10 protein-coding genes are annotated in these 12786 nt (G+C 69.1%); 6 read left to right on the forward strand and 4 right to left on the reverse strand.

Annotated features, from left to right (window positions below; genetic code table 11):
* Positions 1-181: 181 nt before the first annotated feature.
* From AC1DFU_RS09385 to AC1DFU_RS09405, 5 genes are all read left to right on the forward strand, one after another.
* On the forward strand, positions 182-2614 hold the full coding sequence (locus AC1DFU_RS09385) for a DUF3772 domain-containing protein (RefSeq protein ID WP_441592814.1): 2433 nt from the start codon (positions 182-184) through the stop codon (positions 2612-2614).
* Between the two features lie 87 nt (positions 2615-2701).
* Positions 2702-3112 (forward strand): VOC family protein, encoded by a 411-nt coding sequence (locus AC1DFU_RS09390; RefSeq protein WP_441592815.1) that lies wholly within the window; start codon positions 2702-2704, stop codon positions 3110-3112.
* Between the two features lie 85 nt (positions 3113-3197).
* Entirely contained in the window at positions 3198-3863 is a 666-nt protein-coding gene (locus AC1DFU_RS09395; protein ID WP_092294618.1) for a DUF2076 family protein, read from the forward strand.
* A gap of 55 nt (positions 3864-3918) precedes the next feature.
* Positions 3919-4875 (forward strand): prolyl aminopeptidase, encoded by a 957-nt coding sequence (gene pip, locus AC1DFU_RS09400; protein WP_092294616.1) that lies wholly within the window; start codon positions 3919-3921, stop codon positions 4873-4875.
* 203 nt (positions 4876-5078) lie between these two features.
* Complete coding sequence (locus AC1DFU_RS09405) at positions 5079-5429, forward strand: hypothetical protein (protein WP_092294614.1); 351 nt, start codon at positions 5079-5081, stop codon at positions 5427-5429.
* Between the two features lie 45 nt (positions 5430-5474).
* Here AC1DFU_RS09405 and AC1DFU_RS09410 read toward each other — a convergent pair whose 3' ends face one another.
* From AC1DFU_RS09410 to AC1DFU_RS09425, 4 genes are all read right to left on the reverse strand, one after another.
* Positions 5475-7220, reverse strand: a complete 1746-nt coding sequence (locus tag AC1DFU_RS09410; RefSeq protein WP_477159856.1) for a tannase/feruloyl esterase family alpha/beta hydrolase — start codon at positions 7218-7220, stop codon at positions 5475-5477.
* Between the two features lie 143 nt (positions 7221-7363).
* Positions 7364-8689 (reverse strand): gallate dioxygenase, encoded by a 1326-nt coding sequence (locus tag AC1DFU_RS09415; protein WP_477159769.1) that lies wholly within the window; start codon positions 8687-8689, stop codon positions 7364-7366.
* Between the two features lie 9 nt (positions 8690-8698).
* Positions 8699-10027, reverse strand: coding sequence for an MFS transporter (locus AC1DFU_RS09420; RefSeq protein WP_092294609.1), 1329 nt, complete (start codon positions 10025-10027; stop codon positions 8699-8701).
* 234 nt (positions 10028-10261) lie between these two features.
* A complete protein-coding gene (locus AC1DFU_RS09425) occupies positions 10262-11476 on the reverse strand; it encodes a LysR family transcriptional regulator (RefSeq protein ID WP_092294607.1) in 1215 nt (404 codons plus the stop codon).
* Positions 11477-11630: 154 nt separating this feature from the next.
* Here AC1DFU_RS09425 and AC1DFU_RS09430 point away from each other — a divergent pair, with 154 nt between their 5' ends.
* Positions 11631-12779 (forward strand): 4-oxalomesaconate tautomerase, encoded by a 1149-nt coding sequence (locus AC1DFU_RS09430; RefSeq protein ID WP_441592818.1) that lies wholly within the window; start codon positions 11631-11633, stop codon positions 12777-12779.
* Positions 12780-12786 lie beyond the last annotated feature (7 nt).

The following is a 12786-nucleotide window of genomic DNA, read 5'->3' on the forward strand; positions in this document are numbered from 1 at the left end:
GTGTGATCCATTCGCTTGCGTATAATCCGGGCTTCCGTGGCCAACGCGCCACGGACCGGCCCCGGGCCATTTCAATACCGGTCGGCGCGCAGCGCCGCCCACCTTCGCGGAAGTGCATCAGCCCCCCCGGCGGCCGTCACTTCTTGTTGTTCCCCTTGTTGCTCCCCTTCGTGCCCCCGACATGCGCAAACTTCCCAGGCTCGCCCTCAGCCTTGTGCTGGTTGCTCTGATCCAGCTACTCCCGTTCTCGTACTCGTCAGCCTTCGCCGCCGAATCGGCGTCGGCCGCCGAGGCCCCCGCAGCCGTCACCCTGACCCACGTCGAGGCGATGGCCGAACTGAAGCGCCTGCAGATTGCGCAGGACGAGATCAAGCAGCAGGCCTCCGGCAATTCGAACAACCCCAAGCTCGACGGGCTGGACGACGCCCTGCGCCAGCTGGCCGCCGATGTGGACAAACTGACCGCCACGCTGACCGCCCAGCGCGCGGCGCTGCAGGCCCAGCTCGATGTGCTGGGTCCGCCACCTGACGCGGGCACAGCCAAGGAAGCGCCCGCCGTGGCGCGGCAGCGTGCCGAGCTGAACGCGCGCAAGGCGCAGCTCGACGAGGAACGCAAGCAGACCGCCGACAGCCAGGAAAACATCGCCAACCTGAAGGATCAGGTGGCCAAGCTGCACCGCAGCCAGTTGCGCGACCAGCTCGCGCTGCGCTCGGACAGCATCCTCAATCCGCAGTTCTGGGCGCCGCTGGTCAAGCGCTCCGCCGAAGACCGCGAGCGGCTGGGCGCGCTGCGGGACGATGTGGTGCCGCTGCTGGCGCTGGCGTGGGAGCCCGCACAGCGCGTGGGCACGGTGCTGTGGCTGGTGTTCGCGCTGGCGGTGTGGTCGCTCGGTCGCCGGCTTTTGGAGCGCGGCGCGGCGTGGTTCTGCCTCACCCAGTTGCCCGAGACCCGGCTGCGGCGCAGCGCGCTGGCGCTGGCCACGGCCCTGACCACGGTGCTGACGACAGCGCTCGCGGCGCAGATCGTCTTCTCTACCTTCACGCGCGGCTACGAACTGACGCCGGAATTCCAGGAACTGATCGCCCAACTGGGCAAGCTGATGATGACCAGCGCGCTGATCGCCGGCCTGGGCCGGGCGCTGCTGTGCACCAAGCATCCGTCCTGGCGCCTGCCGGCGCTGGCCGACCCCGTCGCGCTGGCCATGAAGCCCTTCCCGACCGTGCTGGCCGGGCTGTTGCTGGTCTCGGGCACGCTCGAACTGCTGAGCCGCATGGCCGATACCAGCGTGCAGGTCACGCTGCTGGGCCGGGGGCTGGTCTCGCTGGTGGTGGTGCTGACCATCGGCGCCGCGCTGCTGCGCGCCAACCGCGTGCGGACCGAACTGGCCGCCGCCGGGGAGCGCCCCGAGGCGCGCGCCACGCTGGCCGGCCTGATCCACGCCGCCGTGACCGTGGTGGTGATCGTGTCGATGGTGGCGCTGCTGATCGGCTATATCAGCGTGGCCCGCTTCCTGACCTACGAACTGGTCTGGTTCGACATCGTCCTGTGCACGCTCTACCTGCTCACCCAACTGACGCGCGATGTCTGCGAGACGATGTTCTCGTCGGCGCACCGCAGCGGGCGCGTGATCAAGCAGCTGTTTGGGGTGGATGACAGCCATCTGGACCAGGTATCGACGGTGCTCTCCGGCATCGGCGCCAGCCTGCTGTTGCTGGTGGCCGTGCTGGCGCTGCTCACAGGTGGCTTTGGCACCACACCGGCGGATCTGCTCAACACGCTGCTGACCGTGCTCGGCGGCGAGAAGCTGCGCAGCCTGAACATCATGCCGGACCGCATCCTGAACGCGGTGATCGCGCTCGTGGTGGGGATCTGGCTGATGCGCGCCGTGCGCCGCTGGCTGGACCAGGAACTGCTGCCCAAGGTATGTGGCGAGCCGGGCCTGCGCGCCTCCCTGATCACGCTGTTCAGCAACGTCGGCTACGTGCTGCTGGTGCTGCTCATGCTGTCGCTGCTGGGGGTGAAGTGGGAGAACCTGGCCTGGATCGTCAGCGCGCTGTCGGTGGGTATCGGTTTCGGCCTGCAGGAGATCGTGAAGAACTTCGTCTCGGGCCTGATCCTGCTGACCGAGCGGCCGGTAAAGGTGGGCGACATGGTCAGCCTGGCCGGCGTGGAGGGCGATATCCGCCGCATCAACGTGCGCGCCACCGAGATCCAGCTGGGCGACCGCTCGACGGTGATCGTGCCGAACTCGCAGCTGATCTCCCAGAACCTGCGCAACGTGACGATGAGCAACAGCACGCAGGGGGTGGCCACGCTCCAGCTGACCTTCCCGCTGAACATCGACCCCGAGGAGGTACGCGACCTGCTGCTGGACGCCTACCGCGGGAACGAGGCCATCCTCGACATTCCCGCTCCCTCGGTCACCTTCAGCCAGCTCGCGCCGAACGGCATCACGCTGAGCGTGACGGGCTACGTGAACAGCCCGCGCATCGCCGCCAACACCAAGAGCGACCTGCTGTTCGAGATCCTCAAGCGGCTGCGCGCGGCCGATATCGCCCTGTCGGTGCCGCAGACGCTGCGGCTGGAGAACACCGCCGCCGCGCTGGGCACCTAGCCTGCGGTCCGGGTCGGACACGGTGTAGAGTGCGGGAGGCCGCCAGCCGGCTGCCCTCCCCTCCCCCCCTTCGACAAGGAACCGGACATGACGCTGCAAATCGACCGCCTCGACCATCTCGTCCTCAACGTGAAAGACGTGGAAGCCAGCGCCGCCTGGTACGAGCAGGTGCTCGGCATGCAGCGCGAGGATTTCGCGTCGCGCACGGGCACGCGGGTGGCGGTGAAGTTCGGCCAGCAGAAGATCAACCTGCGCCCGGTGGGCGAAGACACCGTGGCGTGGTTCACCGGCGTGCACCCCACCGCCGGCAGCGACGACCTCTGCTTCATCACGCATATGCCGCCGGCCGAGGTCATGGCCCACTTCCTGGCCCACCGGGTGCCGGTGGAGGTGGGGCCGGTGCAGCGCTCGGGCGCGCTCGGGCCGATGACCTCGGTCTACTGCCGCGACCCGGATGGGAATCTGGTCGAGGTGGCCAGCTATCCGGCTGCGACCTGATTGCGACCTGGCCGGCTTTTAAGTCTGTCTTAAGCTTCCGTACCTACAGTGGGGCCATCCCACCCACCACCACACAGGTGACGCGATGACCCCTCAAGATACCCAGGCACTCGACAACTTCCTGACCCAGCTGACGCAGGCCCGCCTGCAGGCCAAGGACCCGCAGGCCGCCGCGATGATCGCCGACGCCGTGGCGCGGCAGCCAGACGCCGCCTACCTGCTGGTACAGCGCGCCATGCTGCTCGACCACGCGCTGGCCGACGCCCGCGCGCAGATCGCCGGGCTGCAACAGCAAGTCCAGCAACTCCAGCAGGCGCAGGCCGCGCAGGGCTACGGCGCGCGCGGCTTTGCCGATGGCGACGTGGCCTGGGGCAACAGCGTCGGGCGCGGCGTGGCGCCGGCCGCTCCGGTCCAGCCGGTTTCCGTCGCCCCCGCAGCTCCGATGCAGCCGGCCCCGCCCGCGCGCGGCGGTTTCCTCAGTGGCGGGTTCGGCAGCGCGCTGGGCAGCATCGCCACCACCGCGGCCGGCGTGGCCGGCGGCGCGTTCCTGTTCCAGGGGATCGAACACCTGTTTAACGGCAGTGGCAGCGGCGCCGGTAACAGTGGCAACGGCTTCCTCGGAGGCCAGCCGTCGGAAACCGTCGTCAACAATTACTTCGACGATGGGCAGGGCTTCGGCAGCGGCACGGCCGACAGCGGCAACCTCGATGCCGGGCTGGACGACTACCTGGACGACTCGTCGCAGGTCTGAGGGCGGAGGAAGGTGGCGCTACACTGGCGCCACCGCCCACCTTCGCGAGCCCCTCATGTCCGAACAGCGCCTGCTCTATCCCCCGATCGAACCCTACGCCACTGGCATGCTGGATGTGGGCGACGGGCACGTGGTGTATTACGAACGCGTGGGCACGCCCGGCGCCAAGCCGGCCGTGTTCCTCCATGGCGGCCCCGGCGGCGGGATCTCGCCCGACCATCGCCGCCTGTTCGACCCGGCGCGCTACGACGTGCTGCTGTTCGACCAGCGCGGCTGCGGGCGCTCCACCCCGCATGCCGGGCTGGAAGCCAACACCACCTGGCACCTCGTGGACGACATCGAACGGCTGCGCGAACTGGCCGGCGTGGAGCGCTGGCTCGTGTTTGGTGGCTCGTGGGGGTCCTCGCTGGCGCTGGCCTATGCCGAGACGCATCCCGAACGGACCAGCGCGCTGGTGCTGCGCGGCGTGTACACGGTCTCGCAGGCGGAGCTGGACTGGTATTACCAGTACGGCGTCTCCGAGATGTTCCCGGACAAGTGGGCGCGCTTTCAGGCGCCTGTGCCGGAAGCCGAGCGCGGCAACATGATGGCCGCCTACCGCAAGCTGCTGACCGGCGCCGACGAGGCGAAGCAGCTCGAGGCCGCGCAGGCGTGGAGCGTCTGGGAAGGGGAAACCATCACGCTGCTGCCCAGCCCGGACAACAGCGCCAAGCATGCCGACGCGCATTTCGCGCTGGCCTTCGCCCGGCTCGAGAATCATTACTTCACGCACCGCTGCTGGTTCGAGGACGGCCAACTGTTGCGCGATGCGCATCGGCTGGCCGGCATCCCCGGCGTGATCGTGCATGGCCGCTACGACATGCCGTGCCCGGCGCGCTACGCGTTCGCGCTGCACGCCGCGTGGCCCGAGGCGGAGTTCCATCTGATCGAGGGTGCCGGGCATGCCTGGACCGAGCCGGCCATCATGGACCAACTGATCGCCGCCACCGACAAGTTCGCCGTGCAGCCCTGACGACTGCCGGTTTCCGATGACTGCAAGGGCGTCGCCGCACGCCCGTGTTGGGTAGCTCACAGACCCCTCGCGCGCGTGTCCGGCGCGAGCTTTCCCCCCCCACGGCAGCGACCTATCCTGAACTCACGGGCGCCCCCGGCACCATGCGGCACCATGCGGCACCAAGCGGCGGCAGCCCGGATTCATCGAATGCGGGAGCGGTCATGACGCTGCGTAGCCTGTTGTTCATCGCCTCCATCGGACTCGCCTGGGCATCGCCCGCCCCGGCCGCCGGATGCCAGTACGACATGCAGTGCAAAGGGGAACGGATCTGCCAGATGGGGCAGTGCGTCTCCCCCGATGCCGAGGAGGCCGCCGAGCCCGCGCCCAAACCACCCGCCGCGCCCGCCGCCCGCGCCACCCCTGCCCCCGCGCCCGCCGCTGCCCCGCGCCTGTGCTGCACCGTCGCCGGCAAGCTCAAGCTGGCCCCCGGCACCGACAACGGCCTCGCGGCCGGCGAGGCCTGCCAGGGCATGACCAGCTCGGGCAAGCCCGTGCCGGGGTCGATCTGCTAAGGATTGGCGGAGCGACGCGCGGCGGCACGGGCTGGCCCTCGGCGCTCAGCTCGTCGTGGCGGTACAGCTGAAGTTTGCCGCGTCGTTCTGCTGCGCCTGCGTCGGATTGGCCGGCCCCGTGTACTTCGGATAGCTGCCGTAGACGCACACCGGCCGCGTGCGACCGTTGGTCGCCGTGGTGCTGGCGCCCTTGTTGCCGTCCGTCGCCACCAGGCCCGCCGGCGCCGCGCCGTTGACCACCCATCCGTCCAGCGCCGCGAGCCAGTCCACCGTGCTCTGGAACTGCCCGCTGCCGTGCCCAAAGCCCGGAATCAGGTAGAAGCGCGAGAACGTGTCCGCCGTGGCTTGCGTGTAGCGCTGCACGAGCCGCGTGTAGTAGTCGATCGAGTTATACGGCGTGATCGACGAATCGTTGGTGCCGTGGAACATCAGCACCTTGCCGCCCTTGGCGCGGAACGCGTCGAGGTCCACGTAGCTCGCGTCCAGCATGTCGCTGACCTGTGTGATGCGATTCTTCCAGTCGGCCGGATCGAAGCCCTGGATCGAATCGATCGACAGATTCCTGGTGATGATGTACCGCACCGTCGTGTCCGAGATGGTGTACTGGAACGCGTCGCCGCTGGGCGGGGTGCTATAGGCCGGCTTGCTGCCGAAGCCTTGCTCGGTGAACGTCGTGCCGTCCAGGATCGGCCACTTGCCGTAACTGCTGATGCCGCCAGGCAGCGTGAAGCCGAGGTTGAAGCGCGAGTTCAGGTGCGCCACCGTGGCGATCTGCGCGTCGGAGAGGCAGGTGTCCCCGGTGTCGGTGCCGCCGGCGCAGCGCAGCGGGTTGCTGACATCGGTCAGGACGAACTTGCTGGTGAGTGCGGTGCAGGCCGCGCCGTTGGGGTTGCTCACGACGCCGTCGGCCACGCCATCCAGCGTGTCGCAGGCATTCATCGCCGCCGTGAACAGCGTCTTCATCTTCGCCGCACTGATCCAGCCGGCACCGCCATTGAGATACAGCGCCTTGGCGAAGTCGTTGCTGGCCACGTGCATCATCGTCACGTTGTAGGCGGGATAGCCGGCCACCACGCCGTCGTAGTCCTCGGGGTAGAACTGCGCCGCAATCAGCGCCTCATGCCCGCCCTGCGAGCCGCCGACGAAGTAGCTGCGTGCAGGGGCAGCGCCATAGCGCGCCTTGACGATGGCCGCCACGGCGTCGTGCGTCTTCTTGATCTGCAGGCGCCCGAAGTTGGCGAGCGCCTCGTCGTTGAGCGCAAATGCGCCACCGCCCGAAGCATCGTGGCCGCTGTCGCTGCCGTAGGTGACGTAGCCCTGCCGGATGGCATTGGCCACGCTGGCCGGCTGCGCCGTGAACGCACCGTCGCCGGTGACGACAGTGCCGTCGAGCCCGCCACCGCCCATCTGCAGCGTCTTGCTGTTCCAACTGGTGGGCAGGTTGACCTGGAAGTTGATGTCGGGCRCCGTCACGTCGACGGGGCGGATCGCGCCGAGCACCTTGCAGTACTCGCCATTGACGTTGCCCGCGGCGTCGGCCGCGATCCATTGCGCCGACTGGACCACCGCGCCGCTGGTGCTCAGGCCGATGTCCGGCGCACCAATCCTCATCGTCGCCAAGGCGTTGCACTTCTCGGCGGCGCTGGCGTTGGTGGGTGTACTGGGGACGGTGGTCGTCGTGCTCTGGGAGGGGGTGGCGGCGTCATCGCCGCCACATGCGGCCAGCGACGCCGCGACTGCCGTGGCCAGCGAGAACGCGCCGACCGAGAAAACCTTTCGGGAATACGCCATGCTCAAGTCTCCTTCTCATCTCTTTTTGGACGACAACAGGCCACACCGTGCGCGCGGGGCGCACAGTGCAGTGGAAACCGTGAAGAGGGATGACGGGCCGCGCACGCGTCGTGGGCGACGCGGCGGGCCGGCTAGGTGGCGATCTACCTGGGCGTCGGGCCGCCGGCAGCCTGCCCGGCCCAGTCGGCGCCCTGGCCTGCCCCGCCGCTCACCGAGTAGAGCGCGCCGGGCGCGTTGCGGGTCATCTGAAAGTCTTCGAGCGATTGCCCGCGCATCGCCGCGTAGATGTGGAGGTTCGAGACCCCGCTGACGGCGCCGAGCTTCTCCAGCAGGAAGAAGATCACGCCGTAGTGGATCATGCCGCGCCAGTCGCGCCGGGTGATGAGGTCGCGCTCCTCGGCGGTGAGGTCGGCTTCGTCGAACGTGGCCGCCGGATCGGCCCGGAAACGCTCGCGGAACGCCGGCAGCACCAGCTGGTGCAGGTAGCGGTTGATGCGGTAGGCGCGCACGCTGGTTTCCAGCGAGAACGGGTAGGTGCCTTCCAGCTGCTCGATGCCGCGTAGCTGGTGGCCGATGCGTTCGCGCTGGCGCTCGGCCCGGGCTTCCTGCATCGCGCGGTCGTCGGCGGCATGGTTTTCGTAGACGGCTACGGCGATGCCAGTCATCGACGGCAGGTAGTAGTCGCGATGCTTGCATTCGATGCGGGCCGCCATCGCGCCGCGCATCACCATCCACATCACCACCTCGGCGCTCTCGAAACCGCCCAGGCGCGCGTAGTCGGCATGGGTCAGCTCAAGCAGCGCCTCCGGGTCGGACTCGAACAGGTCCAGGAACTTGTGGTCCCACGCGGTGTTGTTAAAGCCGCAGCGCTCGCCATGCACCTGGTGCGACAGCCCGCCGGTGGCCACCACGGCCACGCGCAGGTCTTCCGGATAGCTCTCCACCGCCCGGCGGATGGCCTGACCAAGCTTGTAGCAGCGGCGCGCGGACGGCGCCGGGGCCTGCAGCACGCCCACCTGCAGCGGAATCACGCTGACCGGCCAGCCGGCCTCCGCGTCGTGCGGCACCATCACGGACAGCGGCGAGAAGCAGCCGTGATCCAGCGCCTTGTGCTGGAAGAACGACATGTCGAACTCGTCCGCCATCAGCGACGCGCCAACGTGCCGCGCCAGCGCCGGATGCCCGCTGACCGGCGGCAGCGCGCGCGGCCCGCCGCCCTCGTCGGCCGGCGACCACGACTCCCCCACGCCCAGCGCGAACGCCGAGTAGTGATCGAAGAAGAACGACGTGACGTGGTCGTTGTAGATGACCAGCAGGACGTCGGGCCTGGCTTCGGCCAGCCACGTGCTCACCGGCGCGTACGCCGCGAAAATGGGCGCCCAGGCGGGGTCCTGTTGCTTGCCTGCATCCAGGGCGAAGCCGATGGTCGGTGTATGGGAGGACGCAATCGCGCCGATGATGGTGGCCATATCAAGCTGTCAGGCAGTCACGGCGCGAGGCTGCGCCTTGGTCGAAACAATGGAGATCGCCGCCATGGTGGCGGGAATCGCCAGGATGGCGATCACCGCGCTGAAGCCCCAGCCCATGGACAGCAGCACGCCGCCCGCCATGGAGCCGGTAATGCTGCCGAAGCGGCCGATACCGAGCATCCAGCTTACGCCGGTTGCCCGCACCGGGGTCGGGTAGCAGGACGGGGCGAAGGCGTTCAGGCCGGTCTGCGCGCCGCTCATGCAGAAGCCGGCCATCAGCACGTAGAACGCGAACATGGCCGAGGTCACAGAGCCGGAGGCCAGCATCAGGATGAACACGGCGCCCAGCACGTAGGCGGTGCCGATCACGCGGCTCGGCGTGATGCGGTCCATCAGGAAGCCCACCACCAGCGCGCCAACGGTGCCGCCGAGCTGGAACAGCGCGGTGAGGTTGGCGGCACGGTCGATCGGCAGGCCGGCGTCCTTGATCAGCGTGGGCAGCCAGCCGCTCAGCAGGTAGATCACCAGCAGGCCCATGAAGTAGGTGATCCACAGCGACAGCGTCATGCCACGGAACGCGTTGGAGAGCAGCGTGCGCACCGGCTGCTTGCCCGAGACCTGGACCTCGCTGATGGTGAACGTCGTGTCCGGGGCGATGGTGCTGCCGCAGACGCGGCGCAGCGTGCGCGCAATCCGCTCCGGCGACATGTTCTTCACGACCATGAAGCGCGCCGACTCCGGAATCAGCAGCAGGTAGATCGGCAGGCAGGCCAGCGGAATCGCGCCGCCCACCATCAGCACCGTGCGCCAGCCGTAGTGCGGCAGCAGCGCGGCGGCGCCGAAGCCCACCAGCGCCGAGCCGAGGTTGAAGCCCGTGAACATGGTGGCCAGCAGCATGCTGCGCGAGCGCTCCGGCACATACTCGGAGAGCAGCGTGGTGGTGCTCGGCATGGCGGCACCCAGGCCCAGGCCGGTCAGGAAGCGCAGGAAGGACAGCATCGCCACGCTGTCGGCAAACCCGCTCAGCAGGTTGAAGGTCCCGAACAGCGCGATGGAGCCAATCAGCAGCTTCTTGCGGCCGAAGCGGTCCGACATCGGCCCCACCAGCAGCGCGCCGATGGCCAGGCCGATCGGGGCGGCGCTCATCACCATGCCGAAGGCGGCCTTGGAGATGCCCCACTCCCGGGTGATGTCCGGGGCCAGGAAGCCCATGATGGCCACGTCCATGCCATCGGTGGCCACGATCATGAAGCACAGCACCAGCAACAGCCACTGGTACCCCGACATTTTTCGCTCGTTGATATGGGCCCGGATATCGAGCCGTTGTCTGGTTGTCATGCCGTCTCCTGCAGCAAACCGCTCAGCGGTTCTTGTTATCGAGATGTCTAATCGCCGCGGGCGCGGCCCGCCGTGACGCAGCGGCTCACGGCAACGGCAGTCTACGTTTGGGGCGGCCGGGCAGTATTGCTTTCTGACTTGGGCCGCGTTGCCGTTTGCTTATCGAGACGGGAAAACGGGGGTGTGGGAAACCCTGATGTTGGCGGGCGAGGTGCCAGGGGTGTGCCGGGCGCCTCAGCGCCAGACGGCGCTGGACGCCCGCAGCTGGGCGATCAGCGCGTCGGCGCCAGGCGAGAGCCGCGCCCCCATCCGCGTGGTGATGCCGATGTTCCGGGAGGTGCCCGGCATCGGCAGGTCCAGCACGCGCAGCCAGCCGGCCTCGATCTCGTAGTGCAACTGGAGCGCGGACAGCGCGGTGACCATGTCGCCACGCAGCAGCAGGCCGCGCACCAGGGCGAGGTCGCCGGTTTCCACCAGCGGCTGCGGCAGGGGGTGGCCGTGGGCGGCGAAGACGTCGTCCAGCGCCTGGCGCGAGGGCGAGCCGCCGCGCGAGACCACCCACGGGTACGGCGCCAGATCGTCGAGCGAAAGCCGCTTGCGGCTGGCCAGCGGATGCGCGGCGCGCGCGATCAGCGAGATGCGATCCTCGAACAGCACTTCCGTGGCCAGCCCCTGCGACGGGTCCGGACGCAGCGCGCCGAGGATGAAATCGATGCGGCCGCTGAGCAGGCCGGCCGTCAACTCCTCATAGGGGCTTTCCAGCGACTGGAAGCGCAGCTTCGGATGCCGCCCGTGGACCTCGGCAATCGCCATCGGCAGCAGCTGGGTCCGCCCCAGCGGCAGCGCGCCGATGGTCACCGCGCCTTCCAGCACGCCCTGCAGCGCCGCCATGTCCGCGCGGATATGGCGCAGATCGGCCAGCGCGCGCTCGAAGCGCACCACCCAGCGCGCGCCGTGGTCGGTCGGCACCATGCCGCGCGCCGTGCGCGTGAAGATCTGCTGGCCCAGCGCGTCCTCAAGCCGGGCAATCGCCTGGCTCACCGCCGACTGCGACACCCCGATGGCCGCCGCCACGCTGGGCATGTGATGCACCTCCGCCAGCAGCGCGGCCACCTCCAGGCGCCGTTCATTGTGCAGCGCTTCCAGGCTGGCCACGGGGGCGCCCTGCCGGCCCCGCATGCGCATGGCGTCGTCCCGCACCTCGCGCAGCGCGGCCTCGATATGCTGCGCCCGCACCAGCACGATCTCCCCCGCCCGCGTCAGCAGCATGCCGCGCCCCTTGCGCTCGAACAGCGCCACGCCCAACGCCGATTCCAGCGCGGCCACGGAGCGGGCGATGGCCGACGAGGCCCGGTGCAGCGATTCCGACGAACGGCGCACGCCCCCTGCCGCCGCGACTCCGGCGAAGACGTGGAGGTGATGCAGGCTGACGGTATCGGTGGAGAGCATGGGGGCGGATCGGGGCGGAGGGCTGGGGCGGTTGGCCGGTTGGCACCCGGCGCGATAAGCAGATTAGAACAGTTGTCATGCGACATCGCAACCAAGCCCGCCGGGTGCGCGCCGATACTCGCTGCACCTTGTCGTACCCGGAAACCCGCCGCCCATGACGCACGCTTTCACCCTGGATTCGGATCTGCGCGCCGTGCCCTGCATGCTGATGCGGGGCGGCACCTCGCGCGGCCCGTTCTTCCTCGCCAGCGACCTGCCGGCCGACATCGCCGCGCGCAACCGCGCCCTGCTGGCCGCCATGGGCAGCCCCGACCCGCGCCAGATCGACGGCCTGGGCGGCGCACATCCGCTGACCAGCAAGGCCGGCATCGTCACGCGCGGCAAGCCCGGCCAGGCCGACCTCGATTTCACGTTCGCCCAGTTGCAGCCGGCCAACGACACCGTGGACACCACGCCGAACTGCGGCAACATGCTCGCGGCGGTGCTCCCGTTCGCGCTGGAGAGCGGCCTGCTGGTCGCCGAAGGCGACGTGACCCGCGCGCGTGTGCTGACGCGCAACACCGGCATGCTGTGCGACATCACCATGCAGACGCCCGGCCGCAGGCCGCGCTATGCCGGCGACGCCCATATCGATGGTGTGCCGGGCACCGCCGCGCCCATCGTGATCGACTTCCTCGATACCGCCGGCTCGGTGTGCAGCGCGCTGCTGCCCACCGGCAACGCCATCGACACCCTCGCCATCCGCGACCCGCAGACCGGCGAGCCGCTTCGCGTGGCCGCCACGCTGATCGACAACGGCATGCCGATGGTGCTGCTGCGCGCCGCCGATCTCCAGCGCACCGCCTACGAGTCCGTTGCCGAACTGAACGCCGACAGCGCGCTCAAGGCGGTGATCGAGGCGCTGCGGCTGGTGGCCGGCGAGAGGATGGGCCTGGGGGACGTGTCGGCCAAGAGCTATCCGAAGATGTGCCTGATCGCGCCACCGCGCGACGCCGCCGCGAGCATCGCCACGCGCTGCTTTATCCCCCGCGTCTGCCACGAGGCGATTGGCGTGCTGGCCGCGATCACTGTCGGCACCGCCTGCGTGCTGCCGGGCACCGTCGCGGCGGGCGTAGCCGTGCTGCGCGGCGCCGGGCCGGTCCACACCATCAGCGTGGCGCACCCGACCGGCGAATTCACCGTAGAACTCGAGACCGACCCGGCACGCCCGGGGTCGATCGTCAGAAGCGCGCTGGTGCGTACCGCGCGTCCCATCATGCGCGGCGAGGTGCTGATTCCCGCCAGCGCGTGGCCCCTCCCCTGACTGGATT

It is taken from the genome of Cupriavidus sp. 10L45, assembly GCF_056395225.1.

Coding starts and splice junctions, on each gene's coding strand:
- AC1DFU_RS09385 (WP_441592814.1), top strand. CDS start 182: ATGCGCAAACTTCCCAGGCTCGCCCTCAGCCTTGTGCTGGTTGCTCTG.
- AC1DFU_RS09390 (WP_441592815.1), top strand. CDS start 2,702: ATGACGCTGCAAATCGACCGCCTCGACCATCTCGTCCTCAACGTGAAA.
- AC1DFU_RS09395 (WP_092294618.1), top strand. CDS start 3,198: ATGACCCCTCAAGATACCCAGGCACTCGACAACTTCCTGACCCAGCTG.
- pip (WP_092294616.1), top strand. CDS start 3,919: ATGTCCGAACAGCGCCTGCTCTATCCCCCGATCGAACCCTACGCCACT.
- AC1DFU_RS09405 (WP_092294614.1), top strand. CDS start 5,079: ATGACGCTGCGTAGCCTGTTGTTCATCGCCTCCATCGGACTCGCCTGG.
- AC1DFU_RS09415 (WP_477159769.1), bottom strand. CDS start 8,689: ATGGCCACCATCATCGGCGCGATTGCGTCCTCCCATACACCGACCATC.
- AC1DFU_RS09420 (WP_092294609.1), bottom strand. CDS start 10,027: ATGACAACCAGACAACGGCTCGATATCCGGGCCCATATCAACGAGCGA.
- AC1DFU_RS09425 (WP_092294607.1), bottom strand. CDS start 11,476: ATGCTCTCCACCGATACCGTCAGCCTGCATCACCTCCACGTCTTCGCC.
- AC1DFU_RS09430 (WP_441592818.1), top strand. CDS start 11,631: ATGACGCACGCTTTCACCCTGGATTCGGATCTGCGCGCCGTGCCCTGC.